The sequence below is a fragment of the Neorickettsia sp. 179522 genome, assembly GCF_001593535.1.
Taxonomy (GTDB): domain Bacteria; phylum Pseudomonadota; class Alphaproteobacteria; order Rickettsiales; family Anaplasmataceae; genus Neorickettsia; species Neorickettsia findlayensis.
The window spans coordinates 208,208-230,806 of record NZ_LNGI01000001.1 but is presented as its reverse complement, the minus strand read 5'-3'; the positions used below and the strand labels follow the sequence as shown (position 1 = coordinate 230,806).

33 protein-coding genes and 3 tRNA genes are annotated in these 22,599 nt (G+C 42.7%); 3 read left to right on the top strand and 33 right to left on the bottom strand.

Annotation, left to right across the window (positions count from 1 at the left end):
• Positions 1-12 precede the first annotated feature (12 nt).
• The 24 genes from AS219_RS01125 to AS219_RS01010 all read right to left on the bottom strand — a co-directional run bounded on the left by AS219_RS01125 (position 13) and on the right by AS219_RS01010 (position 10,856).
• On the bottom strand, positions 13-642 hold the full coding sequence (locus AS219_RS01125; RefSeq protein ID WP_067978941.1) for an adenylate kinase family protein: 630 nt from the start codon (positions 640-642) through the stop codon (positions 13-15).
• Positions 639-1,949, bottom strand: a complete 1,311-nt coding sequence (gene secY, locus AS219_RS01120; RefSeq protein WP_067978938.1) for a preprotein translocase subunit SecY — start codon at positions 1,947-1,949, stop codon at positions 639-641. The genes AS219_RS01125 and secY overlap by 4 nt, the downstream gene beginning before the upstream one ends.
• Complete coding sequence (rplO, locus tag AS219_RS01115; protein ID WP_067978933.1) at positions 1,946-2,395, bottom strand: 50S ribosomal protein L15; 450 nt, start codon at positions 2,393-2,395, stop codon at positions 1,946-1,948. The genes secY and rplO overlap by 4 nt, the downstream gene beginning before the upstream one ends.
• Positions 2,392-2,910, bottom strand: coding sequence for a 30S ribosomal protein S5 (locus AS219_RS01110; RefSeq protein ID WP_067978931.1), 519 nt, complete (start codon positions 2,908-2,910; stop codon positions 2,392-2,394). The genes rplO and AS219_RS01110 overlap by 4 nt, the downstream gene beginning before the upstream one ends.
• 16 nt (positions 2,911-2,926) lie before the next feature.
• Complete coding sequence (locus tag AS219_RS01105) at positions 2,927-3,280, bottom strand: 50S ribosomal protein L18 (RefSeq protein WP_067978928.1); 354 nt, start codon at positions 3,278-3,280, stop codon at positions 2,927-2,929.
• A gap of 19 nt (positions 3,281-3,299) precedes the next feature.
• Positions 3,300-3,830 carry a 50S ribosomal protein L6 gene (gene rplF / locus AS219_RS01100; RefSeq protein WP_067978927.1) on the bottom strand — a complete coding sequence of 177 codons (531 nt, stop codon included), beginning with the start codon at positions 3,828-3,830 and terminating at the stop codon, positions 3,300-3,302.
• Complete coding sequence (rpsH, locus tag AS219_RS01095; RefSeq protein ID WP_067978924.1) at positions 3,831-4,226, bottom strand: 30S ribosomal protein S8; 396 nt, start codon at positions 4,224-4,226, stop codon at positions 3,831-3,833. It lies immediately after the preceding gene.
• 19 nt (positions 4,227-4,245) lie between these two features.
• Positions 4,246-4,551, bottom strand: a complete 306-nt coding sequence (gene rpsN / locus AS219_RS01090) for a 30S ribosomal protein S14 (RefSeq protein ID WP_067978922.1) — start codon at positions 4,549-4,551, stop codon at positions 4,246-4,248.
• 17 nt (positions 4,552-4,568) lie between these two features.
• On the bottom strand, positions 4,569-5,102 hold the full coding sequence (gene rplE / locus AS219_RS01085) for a 50S ribosomal protein L5 (RefSeq protein ID WP_067978920.1): 534 nt from the start codon (positions 5,100-5,102) through the stop codon (positions 4,569-4,571).
• 15 nt (positions 5,103-5,117) lie between these two features.
• On the bottom strand, positions 5,118-5,432 hold the full coding sequence (gene rplX, locus AS219_RS01080; RefSeq protein ID WP_067978918.1) for a 50S ribosomal protein L24: 315 nt from the start codon (positions 5,430-5,432) through the stop codon (positions 5,118-5,120).
• Positions 5,429-5,788: a 50S ribosomal protein L14 gene (rplN, locus tag AS219_RS01075; protein ID WP_067978915.1), complete on the bottom strand. Its 360-nt coding sequence runs from the start codon at positions 5,786-5,788 to the stop codon at positions 5,429-5,431. The genes rplX and rplN overlap by 4 nt, the downstream gene beginning before the upstream one ends.
• Before the next feature lie 17 nt (positions 5,789-5,805).
• Positions 5,806-6,030: a 30S ribosomal protein S17 gene (gene rpsQ, locus AS219_RS01070; RefSeq protein ID WP_067978913.1), complete on the bottom strand. Its 225-nt coding sequence runs from the start codon at positions 6,028-6,030 to the stop codon at positions 5,806-5,808.
• A gap of 1 nt (position 6,031) precedes the next feature.
• Positions 6,032-6,220, bottom strand: a complete 189-nt coding sequence (gene rpmC / locus AS219_RS01065; RefSeq protein WP_231861810.1) for a 50S ribosomal protein L29 — start codon at positions 6,218-6,220, stop codon at positions 6,032-6,034.
• Positions 6,221-6,222: 2 nt separating this feature from the next.
• The gene (gene rplP, locus AS219_RS01060; protein WP_067978908.1) at positions 6,223-6,642 is read right to left on the bottom strand and encodes a 50S ribosomal protein L16; all 420 of its coding nucleotides are present in this window, start codon (positions 6,640-6,642) and stop codon (positions 6,223-6,225) included.
• Between the two features lie 15 nt (positions 6,643-6,657).
• Positions 6,658-7,293, bottom strand: a complete 636-nt coding sequence (rpsC, locus tag AS219_RS01055) for a 30S ribosomal protein S3 (protein ID WP_067978905.1) — start codon at positions 7,291-7,293, stop codon at positions 6,658-6,660.
• Complete coding sequence (rplV, locus tag AS219_RS01050) at positions 7,277-7,618, bottom strand: 50S ribosomal protein L22 (protein ID WP_067978902.1); 342 nt, start codon at positions 7,616-7,618, stop codon at positions 7,277-7,279. Before rplV ends, rpsC begins: the two co-directional genes overlap by 17 nt.
• The gene (rpsS, locus tag AS219_RS01045) at positions 7,615-7,890 is read right to left on the bottom strand and encodes a 30S ribosomal protein S19 (protein WP_067978900.1); all 276 of its coding nucleotides are present in this window, start codon (positions 7,888-7,890) and stop codon (positions 7,615-7,617) included. The genes rplV and rpsS overlap by 4 nt, the downstream gene beginning before the upstream one ends.
• Positions 7,891-7,898: 8 nt before the next feature.
• Positions 7,899-8,738 carry a 50S ribosomal protein L2 gene (gene rplB, locus AS219_RS01040; RefSeq protein ID WP_067978896.1) on the bottom strand — a complete coding sequence of 280 codons (840 nt, stop codon included), beginning with the start codon at positions 8,736-8,738 and terminating at the stop codon, positions 7,899-7,901.
• A gap of 5 nt (positions 8,739-8,743) precedes the next feature.
• Positions 8,744-9,028: a 50S ribosomal protein L23 gene (locus AS219_RS01035; RefSeq protein ID WP_067978888.1), complete on the bottom strand. Its 285-nt coding sequence runs from the start codon at positions 9,026-9,028 to the stop codon at positions 8,744-8,746.
• Positions 9,025-9,669, bottom strand: coding sequence for a 50S ribosomal protein L4 (rplD, locus tag AS219_RS01030; RefSeq protein WP_067978884.1), 645 nt, complete (start codon positions 9,667-9,669; stop codon positions 9,025-9,027). Before rplD ends, AS219_RS01035 begins: the two co-directional genes overlap by 4 nt.
• The gene (gene rplC / locus AS219_RS01025; RefSeq protein WP_067978879.1) at positions 9,669-10,301 is read right to left on the bottom strand and encodes a 50S ribosomal protein L3; all 633 of its coding nucleotides are present in this window, start codon (positions 10,299-10,301) and stop codon (positions 9,669-9,671) included. The genes rplD and rplC overlap by 1 nt, the downstream gene beginning before the upstream one ends.
• Positions 10,294-10,605, bottom strand: coding sequence for a 30S ribosomal protein S10 (rpsJ, locus tag AS219_RS01020; RefSeq protein ID WP_067978876.1), 312 nt, complete (start codon positions 10,603-10,605; stop codon positions 10,294-10,296). Before rpsJ ends, rplC begins: the two co-directional genes overlap by 8 nt.
• An 89-nt stretch (positions 10,606-10,694) precedes the next feature.
• Positions 10,695-10,765 (bottom strand) — tRNA-Gly (locus AS219_RS01015).
• Positions 10,766-10,773: 8 nt separating this feature from the next.
• Positions 10,774-10,856 (bottom strand) — tRNA-Tyr (locus AS219_RS01010).
• Between the two features lie 75 nt (positions 10,857-10,931).
• Between AS219_RS01010 and rlmB the strand changes: the two genes are divergently transcribed.
• On the top strand, positions 10,932-11,663 hold the full coding sequence (gene rlmB, locus AS219_RS01005; protein ID WP_067978873.1) for a 23S rRNA (guanosine(2251)-2'-O)-methyltransferase RlmB: 732 nt from the start codon (positions 10,932-10,934) through the stop codon (positions 11,661-11,663).
• Between the two features lie 246 nt (positions 11,664-11,909).
• Here rlmB and AS219_RS01000 read toward each other — a convergent pair whose 3' ends face one another.
• The 9 genes from AS219_RS01000 to AS219_RS00960 form a co-directional block, all read right to left on the bottom strand.
• Complete coding sequence (locus tag AS219_RS01000) at positions 11,910-12,914, bottom strand: aspartate-semialdehyde dehydrogenase (protein ID WP_067978872.1); 1,005 nt, start codon at positions 12,912-12,914, stop codon at positions 11,910-11,912.
• 66 nt (positions 12,915-12,980) lie between these two features.
• Entirely contained in the window at positions 12,981-14,462 is a 1,482-nt protein-coding gene (gene dnaA, locus AS219_RS00995; RefSeq protein ID WP_369814146.1) for a chromosomal replication initiator protein DnaA, read from the bottom strand.
• Between the two features lie 525 nt (positions 14,463-14,987).
• Positions 14,988-15,536 (bottom strand): cytochrome c oxidase assembly protein, encoded by a 549-nt coding sequence (locus tag AS219_RS00990; protein WP_067978870.1) that lies wholly within the window; start codon positions 15,534-15,536, stop codon positions 14,988-14,990.
• Between the two features lie 15 nt (positions 15,537-15,551).
• Positions 15,552-15,731 carry a 50S ribosomal protein L33 gene (rpmG, locus tag AS219_RS00985; RefSeq protein ID WP_067980434.1) on the bottom strand — a complete coding sequence of 60 codons (180 nt, stop codon included), beginning with the start codon at positions 15,729-15,731 and terminating at the stop codon, positions 15,552-15,554.
• An 81-nt stretch (positions 15,732-15,812) separates the two neighbouring features.
• On the bottom strand, positions 15,813-17,273 hold the full coding sequence (gatA, locus tag AS219_RS00980) for an Asp-tRNA(Asn)/Glu-tRNA(Gln) amidotransferase subunit GatA (protein ID WP_067980431.1): 1,461 nt from the start codon (positions 17,271-17,273) through the stop codon (positions 15,813-15,815).
• Between the two features lie 155 nt (positions 17,274-17,428).
• Complete coding sequence (locus tag AS219_RS00975) at positions 17,429-18,271, bottom strand: rhodanese-related sulfurtransferase (protein ID WP_067978869.1); 843 nt, start codon at positions 18,269-18,271, stop codon at positions 17,429-17,431.
• A gap of 91 nt (positions 18,272-18,362) precedes the next feature.
• A complete protein-coding gene (gene tpiA / locus AS219_RS00970; RefSeq protein WP_067980428.1) occupies positions 18,363-19,088 on the bottom strand; it encodes a triose-phosphate isomerase in 726 nt (241 codons plus the stop codon).
• Positions 19,089-19,264: 176 nt separating this feature from the next.
• Positions 19,265-20,170: a thiamine-phosphate kinase gene (gene thiL, locus AS219_RS00965; protein ID WP_067978867.1), complete on the bottom strand. Its 906-nt coding sequence runs from the start codon at positions 20,168-20,170 to the stop codon at positions 19,265-19,267.
• An 11-nt stretch (positions 20,171-20,181) separates the two neighbouring features.
• Positions 20,182-20,255, bottom strand: a tRNA-Met gene (locus tag AS219_RS00960).
• A gap of 234 nt (positions 20,256-20,489) precedes the next feature.
• Between AS219_RS00960 and sucC the strand changes: the two genes are divergently transcribed.
• Entirely contained in the window at positions 20,490-21,668 is a 1,179-nt protein-coding gene (gene sucC / locus AS219_RS00955; RefSeq protein WP_067978864.1) for an ADP-forming succinate--CoA ligase subunit beta, read from the top strand.
• Positions 21,668-22,540, top strand: a complete 873-nt coding sequence (gene sucD, locus AS219_RS00950; protein WP_067978857.1) for a succinate--CoA ligase subunit alpha — start codon at positions 21,668-21,670, stop codon at positions 22,538-22,540. The genes sucC and sucD overlap by 1 nt, the downstream gene beginning before the upstream one ends.
• Positions 22,541-22,599: the final 59 nt, after the last annotated feature.

The following is a 22,599-nucleotide window of genomic DNA, read 5'->3' as shown; positions in this document are numbered from 1 at the left end:
CACTCAAATACATCATATAAACATCAAAAGTTGCGTCCTAAGATCAGCTGCAACCTCGTCCACGGAACGGCCTGCATCTATGCTCAACACTTTTATAGACCTAGACCTGAACAAGTGTACAATATCCCGCTCAACAGCGCTATATAGCATCAATCTCTTTTTTATAGACTCAACTTTGAGATCATCACTACGCCTTTCATATTCAACGCTACCACAGGAAATACACCTGCCCAAAACAACATCATGAAGGCCACCACACGCCTTACACACGAACCTCTCCAAAAGCCGCGCAAAAACTTCTTTCTCAGAAACTTCAAATTTCACAAGGCACGAAATCTCAAACTCCAGTTCAGAAGCCATTTCAAATAGTGCATGACACTGAACTACACTCCGCGGAAAACCATCGAGAATAAAATTATCCCCGACTTCTATCAGCTCTTTCAATTTCTCTTTTATAACACCTACCACCAGTTCATCCGGAAGGAGCTTTCCAGCTTTAAGATCCTCAGATTGACTCATAGTGAGAGCAGCCGTCCTCAAAAGCTTACCACAGTCAATCACAGAAGCTGAAACATACGAACAAATCTGCAAGGACTGTGTACCCTTGCCAGAGCCAGGCGGACCAAATATTACTAAATTCATCGCTTGTTAAAAATCACCCCTCCCTTTTTCAAAAAAGAAGAATAATGAGAACTAAAAAGGTGCACCTGGATCTGAGAAAGCAGATCTGTTATGACATTTATGATTATTAACAAACTCGTGCCGCTAATAATAGCATCAAAACCAAAGTGGCTGCGAAAAATCTCAGGTACCACACAGATACAAACAAGATATGCAGCTCCAACAACCGTAACACGCGTAAGCACATAATCAAGATATTTTTTCGTTGATACACCAGGTCTTCTACCAGCAACAATTGCCTCACCCTTCTTCAGCGAGTCAGAAATCTCAGTTGTGTTAAAAACAAAATCACTATAAAAAAAACAGAAAAATACCAGTAAACAAGAGTGCAATAAAAAATATAGCGGCTGCCCCACAGAAAAGTATCTAATAATCAACTCGCCAAGATAGCTATCCGCAGAAAAATTCGCTAAGGTCAGAGGAAATAAAATCAGCGCATTAGCAAAAATTGGAGGTATAACACCCGAAACATTAATCTTTACGGGTATATTAGAAACAGCATCTCCATGTGTACTACCCCAAGTCCTGCGACGGGGATAATGAACAGGAATGTTCCTGGAAGCACGCTCAACAAGAACAACCAAAAAAACAACAAAAAAGAGTAAGGACAAACTCACAAAAACACCAAGAATACCTGAACTTGGAGATCCAATGCCAGAAAAGAGATTGCCAAAGATGGCCGGCATTTCTGCAACTATCCCCGCAAAAATTATCAACGATATACCATTTCCTATACCCCTAGAATTAATTTGCTGGCCAAGCCAAATCAAAGAGAACGTCCCGCACACCAAAGTTAAAACTGAGGTATACTTCAACAAGGAATAAAATTCTTCGTTACCCCCAACAAACGCCTTTGTTCGTTCGAGACCAACAACAATAACAAAACCCTGAAAGAAAGCGAGAAAAAGTGCAACCAATTTTGAGTAAAACGACAACCTGGACTCGTTCATAAATTCTGCGCTCACCTTCCCTTCACTCTTAAGCATCGAGAAAAACACCTGCACCCCAATCGACGAAACTATATAGGGCATCACATTGAGCGCAAACAGTGTCATTCTCCCAAGAGCACCGCCTGAAAAAGTGTTAAACATTCCTATTATGCCAGAGGAAAGATTGGCACCGAAGACCTCTGACACATGCGCGGGATTGACACTAGGAAGAGTTATAAAAGTACCAAACCTGTAAACCAAAAGAGCCACCAACAAGAAACATAGTCGGTGGAACAGATCCTTAGATGAAAAAAGTAATCCAAAGTTCGATTGATTCATTCAGGCAACCCAAAAGCACGCTTAGCAGAAACAGAAATTTTGTCGTACTCACAGGAAGAAATCTTAAGATCAACAAGCGAGACACCAACAGAAGCTAAAACCTTCACCAGCGAATTTTTCTTGATCAGGCCACATTTGAGCATCAACTCCTTTGAAATATGGATCTCCCCAGAGGAAAAAACGCCAGACTCCACAAGGGAAGCAATTTGCGCAACGCTAACAAGAGAATAAACCTTTTTTGCCAGGGGCCTTTGCCCACGTTTAGGCAACGCACGAAGGAAAGACTGCTGTCCCCCCTCCATACGAGAAAGGGCTACGCCAGTCCTAGAACCTTGCCCATTGAAACCCCTACCACAGGTTTTACCTTTACCACTACCTATACCCCTACCACGACGTTTCGAACGACGAGTCACAAGGGAGAGCAAAATATCATTCACTTTAATCATTGGGTGACAGATCCACTAACAAATTTTGACTTCTTTCTATTTCTCTTACCAGCAATATACTCAGGAGAACACACCAGCGAAAACGCCTTAATAGCATTTCGTATAACTATACCAGAAGTGGAGGAACCATAGGACTTGGCAATAATATCCGACACACCTAACATTTCACAGAACTTTCGCATGGCACCACCGGCAACTATTCCAGTACCTTCAGGAGCAGGTTTTATAAACAGTTTGCTAGCACCAAGCTTCGAGAAACAATCATGATGAATAGTTCTGCCTTCTTTCAGCGGAAAACGAATCATAGCACCTTTTGCCTTTCTCACAGCCTTACTGCGTGCATCAAGCATCTCATCGTGCTTTGCAGTAGCATAGCCAACTGAGCCCTTCTTGTCTCCAACCAGCGCAGCAACCCTAAACGAAAATTGACGACCACCTTTCGTAACTTTACTTACTCTTGCTATGTCAACAACGCTCTCAAAAAGATCCACATTTCTATGATCGACGTTCTTCATTTTCTGACAAAAGACCTCAAAACTCTAAACACGCTCTTACCTTTTCTGCAAAAAGCGCTACTAATCCGTGGTAGGCAGACGCACCACTATCAAACACAACCTTAGATCCCTTCAAAGATTCTGGTATTCTAGATACAAAATACTCAGCTAGATCACCCACAACAGATGAATTAAGGACACCACCATTTCTCACAAAATCTCTACTCAAAGTAGAAACATGATACACCGTATTCGCACTTGTATCATCTATAATTTGCGCGTGAAAATTGCGATTCTTACGCGAAACCACGAGACGTAAAGGCAGTTTTCCTCTTTTCCGATAGTGAGCCCTGAAGGCCCGTCTGTCACGCTTGTTTAACTTTAAAGACATTCACAATACAAAACAACCACTATTTTTTCTTTGCCTCTTTTCTAGGCATTACAACATCACTCGGGAAAATACCTTTTCCTTTGTAAGGATCGTACTTCCTAAGAGAACACAGGTCCGAAACAACTAAACCTAACACATGCTTATCCGAACTTTCAATAAGCAGCTCAGTTGGCTTAACAGCTGTAATAGAAACCGCTTCAAAAATAAAATACTTAATATTATGCGTATATCCTAAATAAAGAATAAGGTACCTACCCCTCACTTCAGCTTTATAGCCAACACCATTAAGCACAAGCCTACGCTGGAACTTTTTTTTCAAACCGCAAGCAATATTATTAAGCAGACTCCTGTGCAGGCCGAGCAACATCGACATCGAATCACTCTCCGCACTTAGCTGAATGCGTTCCGCACTAACCTCGCAAGAGATACCGCTAGGCAGGGCATGATTCACGCTCACTCCCCCAGACGAAAATCTCACTATACCAGTAGCCTGATCAAAGGAACAGGTCAGACCTGCAATATCAATACTGCTCTCCCCTACCCTGGACATCTAATACACCCCAAATAACAATTCACCACCGCAATTGCTGCTTACAGCCTTATAGGAGGGCAAAATGCCCTTAGAAGTAGAAAGAACCGAAATACCCAGCTCTCCATAAAACCTCGGAATCTCACGTGCGCGTGAATAAATCCTCTTTCCCGGCCTCGAAAAGAGCTTCAACTTACTTATAACCGGCTTCCCACAGTAATACTTTAACTTAATTATTATCCTCTTTACAGAAGGCCTAATCTCAACCACCTCATAACCAGCAATATAACCTTCTTCCTTGAGAAGGGCAGCTATTTCAACCAGAATACGAGAATGATATATGATGACTTCCCGAAGCTTAGCCATTTGTCCATTCCTAATTCTCGTAACAGCATCTGCAATCAAGCTATTCGGCACGTAACACCCTCCAACAAAACTACCAACTAGATTTTACAACACCAGGCAACTTCCCCCAGTTAGCCAAGACACGCAACTGTATCCTAGAGATACCAAACTTGCGATAATAACCCCGGGGTCTTCCAGTTATCGAGCACCTATTCTTACTCCTCACAGGAGAACTATTTCTAGGAAGAGAATTAAGCTTCGCCTGAATCGCAATTCTCTCTTTGAGCGAAATACTTTTATCGTTCCTCATACTGCGAACGATGGACCTCCTTTCTCTAGAACGGCACGCAAGTGCTTTTTTCCTTTCGTCTTTTACTACCAAAGCTTTTTTTGCCATACAAAAAATTCCAAATACTAATCCCTAAACGGAAACCCGTAGCAAGATAACAAAATTCGTGCTAACCGATCAGTAGGAGCCGTGGTAACAACAACCACATTCATCCCAATGACTCGGTAAGTTTTGTCAAAATCTATTTCAGGAAAAACGATGTGTTCCGTTAAACCAAAAGCCATATTACCGTGTCCGTCAAAATTTTTGGCTGTAAACCCTTTAAAATCCTTTTGATCAGGTAAAGCCACATACAATAGCCTGTTTATAAAATCGAACATCTTTTGCTTGCGCAGAGTAACCCGGCAACCAACTGGAAAGCCCTTACGCAATTTGAAAGAAGATATAGACTTCTTCGCAACCGTTACCACAGCTCTCTGCCCAGCGATGAGAGATAAATCTTCCACAGCAGAAGCCAAGAGCTTACTGTCACTACTGGCACTACCCAATCCAACACTGAGACACACCTTCTCAAATCTCGGAGCTTTTACGGCGGAATCTACCCCGACCTCTTTCATCACTTTTGCCAACGCACTTTTATGATATTCACTTCCAAGCATCTTAAAATACCCAAACTAGACAAACTCAGCAGTCCTTTTGAAGATCCGCCTTTTCGCACCGTCCTTTAATTTAAAGCCAACCTTTGAGATAAAACCATCCCCCGTAAGCAGAGCAATGTTGGAAACTGCAATCGGGTAAGGCCTAGTATCAAACTTCTTCCCCGCTTGAGTTTTCTTGATAAACCTACGAACATTCACGTCAGATATAATGACGCGTACTTCTTTTTTTCCTCCAACAGAGGAATAAAGAACTTTCCGCACGATGCCTACCTTACCAGCTTCACTGCCCGAAATAACCCTTACTTGATCACCGGACACAATCTTTCTCATTGAAAAACCTCCTGCGACAGAGAAGAAATCTTTGCGAAACCTTTATTACGGCGTAATAAACTATCCGTAGGCCCAAAAACCCTTGTCCCTATCATTTCATTCTGCTTATTGAGAAGCACAACAGCATTATCACCAAAAACCACCACACTGGAAGTAGATCTCTTCTTGACCCGTACAACAACCGCCTTATGCACAGAACCAGCAGAAACCTTACCCACAGGAACGCACTTCTTCACTGAGACAGTTATTACATCACCAATTGAAGCCGTCTTCTTCGAACCTGAGATACCGATACACAAAACCTTTTTAGCACCTGAATTGTCAGCTACATCTAACACAGTTTCTTTTTTTATCATAAAGCCAAGACAATCACCTAAACCACTAACCACGCCTTTCGAGCAGATATAGGCCTAACAGCTTGAATCCTAACCACCTGTCCGGCCCGTACAACATTCGCTTCATCATGCGCCAAATAAGATTTTGAAAGATGCAAAACCTTCTTATATTTTGGATGAGACACCTTGCGAGTGACCCTAACCTTAACCGTCTTAGACAAAGAATCTCTAACGGCAACACCCTCTAATATCAACGCGGACATCTTAACTCCCTTTACTTTCTCGCAAACATGTCAATATTCGTGCAATATCCCTACGGATAAACCTTTTAGAAGTGGACCTGACTCCAGGCTCAGAAGAGGAAACTTTGAGATGAATAGTAAACAACTCAGCTCTCATAGAGGAAAGCAACTCCATCAGTTCTTTACTAGACCTAGCTCTAATATCAGACATTCTCATAGCTCAGACGACACTCTCTCAACAAATTTCGCAGCAAAAGGAAGCTTAGCAGATGCCTTGCACAGAGCAAGCTTAGCCCTTTCCCTGTCTACACCACCCAACTCAAAAAGCACCCTACCTGGAGAAATAGCGAAAATGTAAGAGTCGACAGAACCCTTACCACCACCCATCCGAACATCAGTGGGTTTACGCGTCAGAGGAATTCCTGGAAAAACATTTATCCAAAGCTTTCCTGTTTTTGAAACAATCCTGGTTATCACTCTACGTGCAGATTCTATTTGCCTCCCATTGAGTCTAGCACTCCCAATTGCCTTGAGACCAAACTCCCCGAAAGCTAACTCAGAACCCCTAGCACTCGCCTCTGAAAACCTAACTTTTCTAAACTTCTTGTGCTTTAATTTCTTCGGTGCAAGCATAACAAGCCAAAACCACTATACCCTAAATATGTTACCTCTGTAGATCCAAACCTTTACACCTATCACACCGTACGTCGTGTGAGCTTCAGCGACCCAATAGTCAATATCAGCCCTCATAGTGTGCAGAGGAACGGAACCCTCCTTAAAAACTTCTGTACGAGCAATCTCAGCTCCGGACAGCCTGCCAGAACAAGCAACCTTCACACCCCTCACATCGCTCTCTCTCATCACAGTAGCTATGGCCTTTTTTATCACCCTTCTAAAAGAAGAACGTTTCTCAAGTTGAAAAGCAATACTCTTTGCCACCAATACCGCACTGCTGTTGGGCTTCTTCACCTCAACTATATTTAGATTTGGAATAAAACCAAACTTTTTATTCAACTTAAGCTTGAAAGATTCAAGATCGGCACCCTTTCTTCCAATTATCAGACCAGGTTTTACACAATAAAGTGTAATGTCACAGGCTGTACCCTTCCGTTTTATAATCACTTTGGATATACCAACATGAGCAAAGCTACTTTCCACATACTTGGTAATAAAATAATCTTCGGTAACAGTCCTAGCATAATCGCAAGGCTTACTATACCAAATAGAAGCATGCGAACCGTGCGTCCACAACCTAAAACCAACAGGATTAACCTTTTGACCCATCCAAAACCCCTAATAATATAGATACATTCGAGTAGTGCTTTCTAATAGAAGCAGATCTACCACGTGCGCGAGCAGCAAACCTTTTCAGAGACATTCCCTTACCCACAAAAACTTCCTTCACATACAAATTATCTGGATCGACGCCAAAGTTATTTTGAGCATTTGCAACAGACGACATCAAAACCTTAGAAAGTGGCCTAGCCAAAGCCTTTTTCAAAAACAACAGCTGTGATCTTGCAGCACCGACACTCTTACCGCGAATTATATCAGCAACCAGATTTATCTTCTGGACGCTCGATTTCATATTTTTGTACTCAGCCCTCATTTTTTGTTCACCTTTCTATCTCCACTATGTCCGTTAAATGTCCTAGTCGGAGAGAATTCACCAAACTTGTGACCAACCATGTTCTCATTCACTTTAACAGGAATAAACACCTTGCCATTGTAGACTCCAAAAGTATAGCCAACAAAAGCAGGAAGTATAACAGACCTTCTCGACCTTATCTTGATCAGAGCATTAGGATTGCCTCTAGCTCTTCTCGCTAACTTTATAACATAGTTATCGCAGAATGGACCCTTCCAGACAGACCTAGGCATATAAAACACTACCTCTTCTTCGACTTAATAAACTTCGAGCTCAACTTATTGGGATTCCTAGTTTTCTTACCCTTGCTAGAGAAGCCCCAAGGAGAAACAGGGTGACGTCCACCTGAAGTTTTTCCTTCTCCTCCACCCATAGGATGATCTACCGGGTTCATCGCAACACCTCTCACGGAGGGTCTTCTACCAAGCCATCTAGACCTTCCAGCCTTACCCAGCTTAGTATTCTCTCTATCCGCGTTGGAAACCGTGCCAATCGTAGCACGACAGGTTGACAGAATCAACCGCTTCTCCCCGGAAGGCAAACTAACAAGTGTGTAATTCCCGTCCCTGGCAATCACACGCGCACTACTACCTGCAGAACGAACAAGCTGTCCTCCAGCACCGGGTTTCAACTCAATATTGTGTACAGCCGTACCCAGAGGTACCTTTTCTAACGGCATACACGATCCCGGAGCAATATCATCAAAAACATCTGTTGAAAGTACATCACCTTTTTTCAGACCCTCTGGAGCAATAATGTACGAACGCAGACCAGTCTTGGAATCACGAACTAAAGCAATAAATGCCGTTCTATTGGGATCATACTCAATCCTTTCAACAACCGCCTTTGTGAAAAGCGGAGCACCAGATGAAAAACGACTAAAACTGATCAACCTATACCTTACTTTACCTCTACCACCCCTATGCCTAACGGTAATCCGACCAGCATTATTCCTTCCAGAACCTGATCTCTTAGGAACAAGCAATTTTTTCTCGGGCGACCCACGCCAGACTCCAGAATAATCAATCAAGACTGCACCCCTGGAGGAGGCATTAAAAGGCTTTAAATTCTTAACCGGCATAACCCCTACAACCTACCTAAATCAAGCTGGGAACCACCATCTATAGTAAGGATAAACTTCTTCCTATCAGAGCGTTTACCTGATTTACCCTTAAAACGCTTACTCTTCCCATGAGTAAGGACAGAATTAACTGCAAGAATCTTTATGTCCTTAAACTTTTTCAAGAAAAGGGACTTAACTTGCTGCTTGGTCGCAGAGACAGGCGCGAAAACCGAAACCTTTCCCAACGAATCCTTCAGCAAACATGACTTCTCAGTGACCACTAAAGGGCCTATTACATCGAGCCTCATTTCAGCAACCTCTCAACTAATACATCAACAGATGCCTTTTCGAGCAGCACGAAGTCATGCAAGACTATATCGTATACATTAGCAGACGATCCCCATAAGACCTTAACCCAATGCAAATTTGAAGCCGCCCTGAGCAGACTTTCGTTTTTTTCCTCTGTTACAATAAGAAATTTCTTACCTGCAGATAACTCGGTATTTGAAGTAAGCCATCTCAGTAACGCAGCAGCCTTATACTCACCCAACTTACAACTCTCGAGCACAAACAAGCGACCCTCAGCAAATCTCATTGATAAAGCTGAACGAAGGGCAAGAGATCTAACCTTTTTATTGACAGAGAAACCATGCTGTCTAACTACTGGTCCAAATACAATTCCACCCTTACGAAACTGAGGAGCACGTAAACTACCTTGTCTTGCCCTACCGGTACCCTTCTGTCTATACGGTTTTCTAGTGGTACCACTAACCTCAGAGATACCCTTCGTCTTGTGAGTGCCAGCACGTCTTTTTGCAAGCTGCCAATTTATTACAAGACTCAGCAGATCAGGGCGAAACGGCACCTCTATAAGTGCACGATCAACCGCGATACTCCCCGCCAGACTGCTGGCACTAAAATCCAAAACTCCCACCTCTAGACTACTCATCACGCAAACTCACCTTTTTTCAACGCATCTCTTAATAAAACGTAGGAATTCTTGCAACCAGGAACGCTCCCGCGCACACCTATGAGGCGGTTCTCCACATCTACCAACTGAACTAGCAGATTCTGTATGGTAACTCTCGCATTACCCATATGCCCCGCCATTTTTTTTCCTTTAAAAACCTTTCCAGGATCTTGACACTGCCCTGTAGACCCACCTGATCTATGCGATATAGAAACACCGTGAGAAGCACGTAAACCAGCAAAATTATGCCTTTTCATGACACCAGCGAAACCTTTTCCTATACTTGTCCCAACGGCATCAACATACTGGCCAGGACGAAAATGCTCTACCGTAAGCGATTTGAGCGGCTCTGGCACAAAACGAGGCGAAACACGAAATTCGACAACCCTACCACCTTTTTCTAGACCAAGCTTCTTCAAGTACACCAGCTGTGGCTTTTTGAGCTTCTTCGTCCCAAACGAGACCTTTGCGACAACAAAACCATCCTTCTCTTCAGTAGAAAGGACAACGTTCTCCTCTAATTGAAGAAGCGTAACCGGAATCAAAGACAATCGATCGTCGTAAACCGAGGTACAGCCAATTTTCTTCAGCAACAAACCAACCCTACTCATCTCTCACCTCAACACTTATATCAACTCCAGCTGGCAACTGAAAATTCGTAAAGGTGCTCAAAAGATGGGCGTTAAAACTCGACAGCTCCAGAAGGCATTTGTGCACCGCAAGCTGGAATTGCTCACGGGATTTTTTATCAACATGGGGAGACTTATTCACCGTATAACGGCTCACCCTAGTCGGCAAAGGTATTGGCCCCGAAACTAGAGCACCGTTACGCTTAGCTGCCATGACAATCTCCTTTGTCGAACGGTGCAGAACCCCGCTGTCGAATGACTTAAGCTTTATCCTAATTTTCTTCATACTAGATACATTCTACCCAAAACTCGAACAATTAAAAGGCCCAATCACCGCAAAAGCGCCCAAATCACTACAATAAAAAGGAAACAGAGAGCGGATGATGGGAATCGAACCCACACAACCAGCTTGGAAGGCTGATATTCTACCATTGAATTACACCCGCACAAAACCTGGAGGGAGAAGGATTTGAACCTACGTAGACTCACGTCGGCAGATTTACAGTCTGCTGCTTTTGACCACTCAGCCATCCCTCCTAATACAACACTGTAACGCGCAAAGTTTTTTTGCTAAGATCAGTCGTCGTGATATTCTAACACTCTATCAAGCAAGTGCAACAGGAGAAAGTAGTAATATTTGGGAAACATGCTGCCGTGGCAGCAATAAAAAATCCTGAGAGAAATATCTTATCCATCTTCATCGCTAGAGAAAAAAAGGCTGTTTACTTACCATTGCTCGAACGATCTAGATTGCCTAATATTTCCTTTTGTGACAATACGGAAATTACGAAGATTTGCGGAAGGGACGCACTTCACCAAGGAATAGCAGTAATAACTGGAAAACTCTCACAACCCGAGCTAAGGAATGTACTAAAAAGCATCCGAAAAAGATCACTGATTATGATACTGGATGGAATCACTGACCCATTCAACGTTGGTAACATACTAAGGTCGTCCAAAGCCTTTGGGGTAGACGCAATTGTGGTGAAAGAACGACATTCGCCAAGTGAAACTTCTGTTATCGCGAAAGCAGCCAGCGGCGCATTGGAGAGTATACCAGTCTGCACAATAGCAAACCTTACAAATGCAATAAAGATTCTTCAAGAGAATGGCTATTTTTGCTATGCTCTGGATGGAGGAGCGAGTTCTAAGTTAACAGAAATAATATTCCCGGATAAAGTCGCCTTTATACTTGGCTCAGAAGGAAAAGGCGTCTCACATCTCCTCAAAAACAGATGTGATCAAACACTCTCTATACCAATGTACACTGATAAAAACTTCGACAGCATTAATGTTTCCAACGCGGCTGCCATAGCAATGTTTCAGTTTTGCAGTAGTGAGTAAACCCTTCATAGAATTAACTTAAAGCCCGGCAAGCTAGTTCATTTGAAGTAATCACTCGCGCGTCGTGTTTGACGATAGAAAGAAATCGACAATGAATGGTTCGCACTTAAACTTTACAAACAGACAACCTATGTATGAATGAGATGGAAATATAATCTCCTTTCTGGTAGAAGGGAGCACACATAACAGAACACCAACCCAAGCAACCTTTCCCATAACACCAAGCCAGAAACCAAATATAGAATGCTATTTCCAACCGTGTACACTGGATAGAAGATCATAAATATGGAGAAGATTCAGCGCACCACCTTTCCTCAAGTTATCTGCAACCACCCACATAGACAACATACGTGGAGAATGGAACCTCAACCGTGAAACAAAAACATCATCATACCCCACAACTTCCGGCTGACACTTATAGCTTTTCCTTAAGAAAGCTACCCCTTCAGTATCTGAAAGCATTTCATAAACATCACCTTCGGAAATGTTTTCCTTAAACTCCACGGTTATACTCTGCGCATGACCAACAAAAACTGGAACCCGTACACATGTGGGAAACACCTCTACCGAACGGTCTTCCAAAACCTTCCTGGTTTCTCTCATAAGACTTATTTCTTCGTCACAGAAGTTTTGCTCGTCCAACTCTCCCACCTGCGGAACACAATTAAATTCTATATTTCTCGGGAATACACATGGCTTCTCCTGAGCAAAAGCAAATCTACGTTTTGTACTCTCATATAGCTCATCCATTCCTGCCTCTCCAGCATCCGAAACCGACTGATAGGTGCTAACCCATATCCTGGAAATTTTCGCTAAGTCATGCAAAGGCTTCAAAGGTAATAACATCTGCGTCGTGAGTGAGCTAGGACTAGCAATAATTCTCGCATCAGGAAGAGAGTTTAAGACATGTGGATTTACTTCGGGAATGACAAGCGGTACATCATCCCTCATCCTAAAACAAGAGCTACTATCCAAGACAATACATCCAGACGTTGCAGCAAGTTCGGCAATATTATGAGCAACCCCACGCCCACCGACAAAAAAAGCCAAACGAGCCTTGGAGAAGTCATATGTACCTACATCTTGCACAGCGACGTCACTGCTTTCACCAAAACCGATATGCACCCCTGCATGCTCCCTAGAGACAAGAAAAGAAATGGCTTCCTTTTTCATCTCTCTATAAGCAAGTAACTTGACCAATTCTCTCCCAATAATTTCGGTCGCACCGACAATAGCCAAATGAGAACTCACCGCAAGACCAAACCTAGACAATAAACCTTTAAACTATTCTATCAATAAAACTGACAATCTCGGCAACTACGTCAACCTTTTTGTGAGTATCCTGACATCCTCAGCGACTCTTGCGTCATTCTTAATCAAAACCTCGATTTTTCTCACGGAATGTATCACCGTAGCGTGATCTCTGCCCCCAAGGAACTTCCCTATATCGATGAGACTCCTCTGAGTAAGTGTCTTAGCAAGGAACATACACATTTGTCTTGCATACGCAACATCCTTAACTCTTCTTTGTGACTTAAGATCTGAAATCTTAATACTAAAATATTCCGACACCTTAGCAAGAATGTTTTCCAAAGTGACCGCAACACTATTCGTCCGCAATATGTCGGCCAACAAATCTTTAGCAGAGTCAACTGTGACGATACTCCCAGTAATTTCTGAGTGAGCTATAACTTTATTAAGTGCACCTTCCAACTCACGTACATTCGACACTATATTTCTTGCCATGAACTCCACAACTTTCTTTGGAACAACAACCTCAGACTTCATTTGTTCCAATTTGGACTCCAAAATACCAACACGCAATTCAAATGTCGTCTGATTAATATCTGCAACGAGTCCCCAAGACAAACGCGACTGTATACGCTCCTCAACCCCTTGCAAATCACTAGGAGACCTATCAGCTGAAATAACAAGCTGCTTATTTTGCTCTATAAGAGCATTAAACGTGTGAAAAAACTCCTCCTGGGTGCTTTCCTTGCCACTGATAAATTGCACATCGTCAACCATCAAGACATCTACCGATCTAAAAATCTGCTTGAATGACATCATGTCCTTGTTCTTCAATGCAGTAATGTACTTGTGCATGAATTTTTCCGCTGATAGGTAAATAACTCTACGGTTTTCGTAATTCTCTTTTATATGCCAGACAATCGCATGCATTAGATGTGTTTTTCCAAGCCCCACACCACCGTATAAAAACAGAGGGTTGCTACCTGGAATTGGTAACTCAACAGCTTCTGCGACACGCTTGGATGCTGTAAACGCAAGCTCATTCGACTTACCAACAACAAAGCTATCAAATGTCCTACTTCGATCTATGCTGCTACTTAAATTTTCAGAAAAACTTTTTCTATCAAACCGACTCTCTTCACTACTGATTTTAGATTTTACAAACGGTGCAACTAACTCTTCACGGTCTGATTCGAGACACTTATCATGCTCTTTATTCACACATATTTCTATTGAGATGACTGCAGGATCCTCATTCCGTAAAAACCCAAGAATGTTACTCAAATAATTCACGGTGATCCACTCTTTTATGAACCCTGTCGGAACAGAAAGAAAAACCTGACCACACTTCATCTCCTTAAAGGATATGAACTTTAACCAGCTTCCGTAAATCTTTTCACCGTAAAATTTACGCAACTTTTTCGTTACCCTATCCCACTCCGTTGGACCAATACCATCAATGCACTTACTGTGTTGCTCCACTAGTAACACTTCATCTGGGGAATATGCATCTGCGACACCATTAACGCATTGTCTGTCGTAGTACATACCATTCTCGCAACCCGTACCTAAAAAGTCATTCGTCATACCACTTTGGACTTCCCGCCGACCATGATCCATAACCTCAGCCTCAGAAGTACAATCACGAGCTGCCCGTTGAAACAATTCTTGTGTAGGAGACCTCACATGAACCATATTTACCTCAAAAGAGCTCGTCTGCGTGGTCCCCAACGTGGATCCCGTCAATACAAAATCACCATTGCATGACCGAGAGTTATGTTCTAACACTGGTTCGAGCGCCTTTTTTTTAGGAGACGGAAGTGCATCCAAAAATGCATTGATGAACCTATTGTTAATAATACCCATGATAAACTGAGGGCCTAAAAAGTATAAACGTGAAGGACTGCTATATTGTATCAGGATAGCGCTTTCCCAGCAAACAAGGGGAACAAGACGATTCTTGTACTTGCGATACGACATTTCGTCTTTTTCTCACCACAGCTCAATATGTTGTGTTCAATTCTAGAAAAACCGAAAACATTTTTACTTAAGATGCGTTAGGTGACATAAAATTTATTTTAGCCATCCTGCGTTATATTCCGCATACCTAAAAAAAGTATATGATAAGGTGAATGTCTTTATTTCATCCATTTGGCGATCTTTCTCGATCTCCGGATCAATAAAAAATGATACGGGCATTACCAGTCTTTTCCTTGGTGGGAGTATCTGCTTTTCAAAACAAAAGCACGCAACCTTATTGAAATACTTAGCAGCCTTATAGGGTGTGACATTATAAATTGCGATCGCTTCAATTGGCTCATCTGTAATATTTTCAACTGCATAGAATATCAGTGCATTCTGTCCTGGTTTAACCACTACTGGATGATCTTGGACAAAAAAACGTACCGGCAAATTCTTGCTTACGTCCGTGTTGAATCTCACAACTATATCGCGAGAACCAATTGGTAAGTCAAAACGGCGCTCTGACCTCTTAACGGTACCGGCATAGCCAGTCGCTTTGCAGAAAAGACTATAAAGTGGAACAGAAGCAAACGAAAGGAACAGCATGAAGATCGGTATCAAGACAAGCAGCGGCAGGAGTCGTGTCTTTCTACCGAACATGTATAACCAAAAGAATTACTTACTCAGTTTGGCTTCCTTGAAAAGCACGTGCTTGCGCACAACGGGATCATATTTTCTAAACGAGTACTTTTCCTGCTTATTCTTGAGATTACGGCACACAAGATAAAAAAACCCGGTACCTTCAGTACTGACCACCTTAAAGAGAGTGACACCTTTTTTCTTTGCTTTTGCCATAAACACAGTATCCAGACTGACTGGTATTATAACTTTCGACTGCAAAAAATAAAAGACAGCACACCCGAATACCAAATTCCCTTATTGTGCAACTTCCTTTGAAAGAGCATTTTGTAAAGCTAGAGCAACATTCAAGAGCAACTCTTCAGCAAAATAATTTGCCGTAAGATGCATACCCAGTGGCATCTCATCTTCAGATAGGCCCACAGGAATCGAAATACACGGTAGCTTAGCGACACTTGTTGGAACAGTGAAAATATCATTCATATACATCTCCAATGGTTCCAATTTTCCATCGATAGGAAATGCATCATTCGGCGCAGTAGGATTGAGTATCACATCAACTTTTTCAAACACCGCAGAATATTCCCTGACAATCTCTTCTTGCAGTTCTTTAGCTGCTGCGTAGTAATCCGAGTAGCCAGAAGAAGAGAGCACGTGCGTACCCATAAACAACCTACGTTTCACTTCTCTACCAAAAGAAACCGAACGGTATTTCTCATACAATTCCGAAATAGTAGATGCACTAATTGAAGGATCAGGAGAATAGCGTATACCATCATAGCGCGCCAACTGAGAGGACGCTTCGGCAGAACATATGATGTAATACACCATCAAAGAATACTCTACACATGGGAGCGACACATCAATTACTTCTGCCCCAAGTTGCCTCAATATATCAGCAGTACCTTCCCATAATTTCACTATTTGTGGGTTTAGACCGCTGACCTTACACTCCTTGGGTATACCAACCCTTATGTGGCGCATATCCGGGTTTTTGTTATACTTGAATGGCTCCAGTTTAGCACACGTAGAATCTTTGCGATCGTAGCCTGAAATCACTTCAAAAACTGCTGCATTGTCTTCAACGTTTCTACTGAATATGCCAGCTTGGTCTAAGGAATTTGCTAGTGGAATCATTCCCCAACGCGAACAGCGACCGTAAGTCGGTCTCAGACCAATAAGACCGCAGAAAGAAGCGGGTTGCCGTACGGAACCACCTGTATCACTACCAAGCGAGAATGGGGAATAATAATCTGCAACCGCTGCAGCGGAACCACCAGACGAACCCCCAGGAACAAGATCAACTCCCTTCTTTCCCTTAAGCGGATTCTTAACTGGCCCAAAGTAACTAGAGGTATTGGAAGAACCCATAGCAAATTCGTCCATATTAGCTTTGCCAAGCATCACTGCGCCAGCATCAATCAACTTACTTGTTACCGTAGACTCATATGTCGGCACAAAATTTTTCAAGGCACGCGATGCAGCAGTGGTTCTGACACCCTTAGTGCAATACATGTCTTTAATAACACATGGTATACCCGTAAGTACATTTACACTCTCCCCTTTTCTTAGACGCTCATCCGCAAGTTTTGCCCTTAGTCTGGCTTCTTCCTCTGTTACGAGTATTAACGCATTGGTATAAGGATTTCGCTCCCTTATCCGCGATAGATGAGCCTCAATCAGTTCTAGAGAAGAAATCTCTCTACGCACTAATGCACGATGCATCTCTGCAACACTCAATTTAGTTAGATCGTTCACTACCACTACTCACACCTTAGAAAACGGGAAAACGTTTACCACTATAGAACACGTATTGCAAACAAACCAACCCCCCGAAGGAAGAAGTGGGCCATTCAAGTCATTCACTAAAGGCAATCAACCTCATCCTGCACACCACTTTTCGAAAGGTTTACTCAGCTAGAATGTGCGTTCCGTCCACAGGCCGAACACATTACTCTACCCCTAGGAACGTTTTTTAAATCATCCGTGTTCACAACGCAGTTACATCCTAAACACTTAAGCTGTATGGGTTCAAGATCCACGTTCACCGCAACTCTATCATCGAACACAAAACAATCCCCAACCCACACACCATCTCTGTTCTTGGTTTTTAGAAAGTAGTTTAGTATCCCACCTCTGAGGTGGTAGACTTTTTTGAAGCCAATCTTCTTCATGTATGCAGTGGATTTCTCACACCTTACACCGCCAGTGCAATACATTGCTATTTTCTGCTCAGTACTAACATTATTTTCATCCACCCATCTTTTTGCCCATTCCTGAAAATCTGCAAAATTGATCGTCTCTGGGTCTATAGAATGCTTAAACCTACCAAGCTTGGTTTCATATAAATTACGAGTGTCAATAGTTTTCACGTCTTCACGCGTTATCAGATTAGCCCAATCTTTAGGCTCCACGTGCTCACCAGTTTCACATATTTCCATATTTTCTAGCTCAGGATACCTGAGCGCAACGATTTCTTTCTTTAGGCGAACCTTCATTTCTTGGAACGGCTGAAAACTAGCATAACTCTCTTTCCATTCTAAACTGCAGAGCCTGTCATCTCTCCGCACAAAATCAAGGAAATCACGTACACTGCCATCGTGCCCACTAACCGTGCCATTAATTCCTTCTAAGGCAAGCAAAACTGTGCCCTTTAACCCCTTTTCAATGCAATACGAAAGGAGTTCGTCTCGCATGTCTTCGTAGTTCTCCAACTGTGCAAAATGATAGAAAGTGACGAGCGTAAACCTCTCCATAAAAAGTTCGACAAAGAATATCTACCAGCGCGGAATAGCCTAGCACAAAACCGATTCAAATCCAACTCAAAGAAGGGCCAACACCCTAGGATCAAAACCGATGTGCAACCTCACATATCTTGATAAAGCTATCTGGATCTAAGCTTGCACCACCCACAAGCACTCCACCAAGATTCTTTACAGAAAAGATCTCTGCGCAATTAGCCGGAGAAACAGAACCCCCATAAAGCACTGGTACAGCATCCCCAACAGCGTCTTTAATTAAACAGACCGCCTCCTCAATCTCTGCGTTCGAAGGCACAATACCCGTTCCTATTGCGTAGACCGGCTCATAAGCTACTATGAAGTCGTGGCTATTCATTGGAATTGAATCTCTACATTGCTTAGTCAGAGTCTCCCTGTTTATGGGTCTGTTATTCTGCCCTACACAGATAATCGGTATAAGTCGACCGCGCAAGCCAGAATTGGCCTTCATACCAACTACTTTACTCGATTCACAGTGCAAAGTCCTCCTCTCTGAATGTCCCACAATGACATACCTCGCACCAACCTCCTTAAACATCCTAGAACTTATATCGCCAGTGCTAGGAGCATTATCACCTGAAGCACAATCTTGCGCTCCGAGAGCCAAGGGTAAACCAGAAGACATTATGGCACTTCTCATATGAGACAAATAGACAGCTGGAGGCGCAATTACAATTTCAACCCCAGGGTTGAAATTAAAATCAGAAAAGCGACTCACAAAAACATCACACAACTGCTGGCTGCCATTCATTTTCCAGTTTGCAACCACAAAACGTTGTACGTACGTCTCCATACTCTCCAATATATCCATGCGGGAATCCATAATATCAATTTCAATACACAAAAAAAAGCCTTTATCGGAAAGCCCTGAAGTTGCCAACTCACTAATATCGGACGTATATGACTCAAGAAGCCAATCCCGAGTTGCATGAACTATTTTCTTTCCTACAAAAATACTTACTACACAGTTTAACGGTGTACAAAACCCGGACTGCCAAAAGAAATCTCTCTTCCAGATAGATCAAGCACTTTCACCTCACCTAAACCTTCTGAAACAAAGCCAATCACAGGGTATTTTCTTGTCACAGGATGTTTTTGGGGAACAGTAAAAAGTAACTGGTAATCATCACCCGCTGTTATGAGTTTTCTACGAATTTCTGGTTTTTTAGACAGCACGACACGTGCCTCATCAGAAATAGGAAGCTTATCGAGGAAAATCGTGATGGAAACAGAAGAATTTCTGGCCAGGTGTTGAGCCTCACTTAGCAAACCATCAGAAATATCGATACAAGAAGTCACACTAGAAATGATATCCCTACTGACATCAAGACGTGGTTCCGGTAAATCGTACTTATTACGCAAGTATGAACTTTCTTGCAATTCACCTCGATACGAAAGCAATCCCAAATACGAGTCACCTATCGGCCCACTGACGCAGAGCTCATCTCCGGATTCTGCACCGGAACGAGTGAGAACACGCTCCCCTTTTTTTCCAATCATCGTAACACTTATGAGAAGCGGCCCAGAATGAGTAACTATATCGCCCCCAAAAAGTTTAACTCTGTAGTACTGCTGATCATCAAGAAGACCCTCAGCAAACCTATTCAGCCATGTCGAATTTTTATGCTTTTCACCTAAGACAAGTCCAAGGAAATAACCGATTGGTTCTGCACCCATTGCAGCAAGGTCAGATAAATTAACTCTTAAAGCTTTCTTCGCAAGTGTATACGGTTCCGCAAAAGGGAAGAAATGGACACCCTCTGCCAAGAGATCTTTCGTAATAACAAAATTGTCTAGGACAAACGCATCGTTCAGAAGAGCAAATGGTTCCGCAATCCTAGAAATAATCTCAGAAAGAATCTGGTGCTCGTCCATAAAGAAGGAAATAGCGAAAGTGGGACTCGAACCCACGACCTACGGATTATGATTCCGCCGCTCTAACCAACTGAGCTACATCGCCATGTGAGACCGTAATTGTACGCTTTGTGCGACATAAAAACAACAAGCGCAAATTTTAACATAACTCATTAAGATAAGTCTGCCGGAATAATCGTTACGTTATGTCACTGCTGTTTACATCCGAGGTTTCCATAAAAACAAAGTCGTCATGTTAACGGTCTAGGTTGTTTGGGCAAATCTTACGTGTTAAATAGGTACTCAACTATGTGAAAAATCTTTCAGGATAAGTGCACAAATGAACATTCATGAGTACCAGGCAAAGGAAATACTGCAGGTCTATGGCGTGCCCACGCCTACAGGGTTTTTAGTCCAAGAGAATACAGAAACCTCAGAAATCGCAAAAAACCTAGCTCGACTAGGTGGTGAGGTATTTGCAGTAAAGGCTCAAATACATGCAGGAGGAAGAGGTAAAGCAGGTGGTGTCGTGATTTGTCGTTCTGTTGAAGAGGCGATAGATAACACGAAAAAAATGCTTGGCATGAACCTGGTAACTCATCAAACTTCTCCGGCAGGACAAAAAGTACGAAAAGTCTATATTGAGGCTGGACAGTCGATTTTGAAGGAATACTACCTAAGCATGGTGGTTGATAGAGAGAGCGCAAAGGTGGCCATAATCGCATCAGAAGAAGGGGGCATGGAGATAGAAGAAGTTGCAAAATCGAGCCCTGAAAAAATCAAGAAAGTCTTCGTTGATCCAAGTATTGGCATATCAGACTTTCACACAAGGAAGATAGGATTTGAACTGGGACTCAGTCTTGCTCAAATTAAGCATTTCACGCCACTTGTGAAGAAATTGTACGCTCTATTTGTCACGAGGGATGCTTCACAACTCGAAATAAACCCATTGATCGCGAATAATAGGGGTGAGTTCGTAGCTTTAGATGCAAAAATTAACTTTGACGATAATGCGCTTTATCGTCACCCAGATACGCTAGAGCTAAGGGATTTGTATGAAGAGGACCCCCAAGAAATCGAAGCATCAAAATACAACCTCAACTACATCAAAATGGAAGGCGATATAGGTTGTATGGTGAACGGGGCTGGACTCGCGATGGCAACAATGGATATCATAAAGTACTACGGTGCTAGTCCGGCAAATTTCCTAGATGTTGGAGGTGGAGCCAACCTAGAGCAAGTCACGAATGCATTCAAAATAATTTCATCTGACAAACATGTTGCTGGCATATTAGTGAACATTTTTGGAGGTATTATGCGTTGCGATATCATCGCGGAGGGCATAGTTGCAGCAACCAAAGATGTGGGTCTCACTATGCCTTTGGTCGTTCGTCTTTCCGGAACTAACTACTCTGCTGGAATGAAGATTATTGAGGACTCAGGAATGAATATTGTAATCGCCTCCGAACTTGGTGATGCAGCACAAAAGATCGTAAAAATGACAAGGAAGGAAATTTAATGGCAATCTTAGTTAACAAAGAGACACGAGTTATTTGTCAGGGATTTACAGGCCAACAGGGTACTTTCCACTCTGAACAGGCTATTGAATACGGCACAAAAATGGTCGGTGGCGTAACACCCGGTAAGGGAGGTCAAACGCATCTTGGGCTACCAGTTTTTAACACCGTGTACCATGCAAAAAAGGAGACTGGAGCAAATGCAACCGTAATGTACGTTCCAGCGCCATTTGCGATGGATGCAATTCTTGAAGCAATTGATGCGGAGATAGAGCTGATCGTCTGCATAACAGAGGGAATTCCTGTTCAAGACATGATGCGCGTGAAGAGTGCATTAAGCAACTCTAGAAGTCTTTTGATAGGTCCAAACTGTCCAGGCATCATAACACCTGGTGAATGCAAAATTGGTATAATGCCCGGATACATACATAAGCGTGGAAAAGTAGGAATTATCTCTCGCTCCGGGACACTTACCTATGAAGCGGTCGCACAAACAACACAAATGGGCTTAGGACAATCCACATGTATTGGCATAGGTGGTGATCCAGTAAAAGGTCTTGGTTTTGCGGATTGCATGAAGATGTTCTTGGATGATCCAGAAACTGAAGTGATTGTCATGATCGGTGAAATTGGCGGTTCAGCTGAGGAAAAAGCTTGTGCGTTGCTGAAATCATCACACACTAAAAAGCCAACAGTCGGTTTCATTGCAGGTGTTACTGCTCCTCCTGGAAAAAGAATGGGACACGCTGGGGCAATTATTTCGAGTAGTGATGAGTCTGCAGAGAGTAAGATAAGGGTAATGAAGGATGCTGGAGTCGTAATTGCGCCAACCCCGGCTCTGATAGGCAAAACAGTTGCAGATCTCATAGCATAAGAGTTTTTAGTAGCAACAGATATTGAGGCAGTTTTTCTGTACTTTTATTTCGTTAAGAT

Excerpts from the sequence above, each read along its gene's own strand:
- secY (WP_067978938.1), bottom strand. The coding sequence starts at position 1,949 with ATGAATCAATCGAACTTTGGATTACTTTTTTCATCTAAGGATCTGTTC.
- rplP (WP_067978908.1), bottom strand. The coding sequence starts at position 6,642 with ATGCTTGCACCGAAGAAATTAAAGCACAAGAAGTTTAGAAAAGTTAGG.
- rpmC (WP_231861810.1), bottom strand. The coding sequence starts at position 6,220 with ATGTCTGATATTAGAGCTAGGTCTAGTAAAGAACTGATGGAGTTGCTT.
- rplX (WP_067978918.1), bottom strand. The coding sequence starts at position 5,432 with ATGAGAAAGATTGTGTCCGGTGATCAAGTAAGGGTTATTTCGGGCAGT.
- rplE (WP_067978920.1), bottom strand. The coding sequence starts at position 5,102 with ATGCTTGGAAGTGAATATCATAAAAGTGCGTTGGCAAAAGTGATGAAA.
- rpsQ (WP_067978913.1), bottom strand. The coding sequence starts at position 6,030 with ATGTCCGCGTTGATATTAGAGGGTGTTGCCGTTAGAGATTCTTTGTCT.
- rpmG (WP_067980434.1), bottom strand. The coding sequence starts at position 15,731 with ATGGCAAAAGCAAAGAAAAAAGGTGTCACTCTCTTTAAGGTGGTCAGT.
- AS219_RS01105 (WP_067978928.1), bottom strand. The coding sequence starts at position 3,280 with ATGTCTTTAAAGTTAAACAAGCGTGACAGACGGGCCTTCAGGGCTCAC.
- AS219_RS00990 (WP_067978870.1), bottom strand. The coding sequence starts at position 15,536 with ATGTTCGGTAGAAAGACACGACTCCTGCCGCTGCTTGTCTTGATACCG.
- rplC (WP_067978879.1), bottom strand. The coding sequence starts at position 10,301 with ATGAGTAGGGTTGGTTTGTTGCTGAAGAAAATTGGCTGTACCTCGGTT.
- AS219_RS01125 (WP_067978941.1), bottom strand. The coding sequence starts at position 642 with ATGAATTTAGTAATATTTGGTCCGCCTGGCTCTGGCAAGGGTACACAG.
- tpiA (WP_067980428.1), bottom strand. The coding sequence starts at position 19,088 with ATGGAGACGTACGTACAACGTTTTGTGGTTGCAAACTGGAAAATGAAT.
- rplO (WP_067978933.1), bottom strand. The coding sequence starts at position 2,395 with ATGATTAAAGTGAATGATATTTTGCTCTCCCTTGTGACTCGTCGTTCG.
- thiL (WP_067978867.1), bottom strand. The coding sequence starts at position 20,170 with ATGGACGAGCACCAGATTCTTTCTGAGATTATTTCTAGGATTGCGGAA.
- AS219_RS01110 (WP_067978931.1), bottom strand. The coding sequence starts at position 2,910 with ATGAAGAACGTCGATCATAGAAATGTGGATCTTTTTGAGAGCGTTGTT.
- rplV (WP_067978902.1), bottom strand. The coding sequence starts at position 7,618 with ATGAGGGCTGAGTACAAAAATATGAAATCGAGCGTCCAGAAGATAAAT.
- rpsC (WP_067978905.1), bottom strand. The coding sequence starts at position 7,293 with ATGGGTCAAAAGGTTAATCCTGTTGGTTTTAGGTTGTGGACGCACGGT.
- sucD (WP_067978857.1), top strand. The coding sequence starts at position 21,668 with ATGGCAATCTTAGTTAACAAAGAGACACGAGTTATTTGTCAGGGATTT.
- AS219_RS01035 (WP_067978888.1), bottom strand. The coding sequence starts at position 9,028 with ATGAGGCTCGATGTAATAGGCCCTTTAGTGGTCACTGAGAAGTCATGT.
- rpsS (WP_067978900.1), bottom strand. The coding sequence starts at position 7,890 with ATGCCTAGGTCTGTCTGGAAGGGTCCATTCTGCGATAACTATGTTATA.
- rplB (WP_067978896.1), bottom strand. The coding sequence starts at position 8,738 with ATGCCGGTTAAGAATTTAAAGCCTTTTAATGCCTCCTCCAGGGGTGCA.
- rplF (WP_067978927.1), bottom strand. The coding sequence starts at position 3,830 with ATGTCCAGGGTAGGGGAGAGCAGTATTGATATTGCAGGTCTGACCTGT.
- rpsN (WP_067978922.1), bottom strand. The coding sequence starts at position 4,551 with ATGGCAAAAAAAGCTTTGGTAGTAAAAGACGAAAGGAAAAAAGCACTT.
- rpsJ (WP_067978876.1), bottom strand. The coding sequence starts at position 10,605 with ATGAAGAAAATTAGGATAAAGCTTAAGTCATTCGACAGCGGGGTTCTG.
- rplD (WP_067978884.1), bottom strand. The coding sequence starts at position 9,669 with ATGAGTAGTCTAGAGGTGGGAGTTTTGGATTTTAGTGCCAGCAGTCTG.
- AS219_RS00975 (WP_067978869.1), bottom strand. The coding sequence starts at position 18,271 with ATGGAGAGGTTTACGCTCGTCACTTTCTATCATTTTGCACAGTTGGAG.
- rplN (WP_067978915.1), bottom strand. The coding sequence starts at position 5,788 with ATGATAAAAAAAGAAACTGTGTTAGATGTAGCTGACAATTCAGGTGCT.
- sucC (WP_067978864.1), top strand. The coding sequence starts at position 20,490 with ATGAACATTCATGAGTACCAGGCAAAGGAAATACTGCAGGTCTATGGC.
- dnaA (WP_369814146.1), bottom strand. The coding sequence starts at position 14,462 with ATGTACTACGACAGACAATGCGTTAATGGTGTCGCAGATGCATATTCC.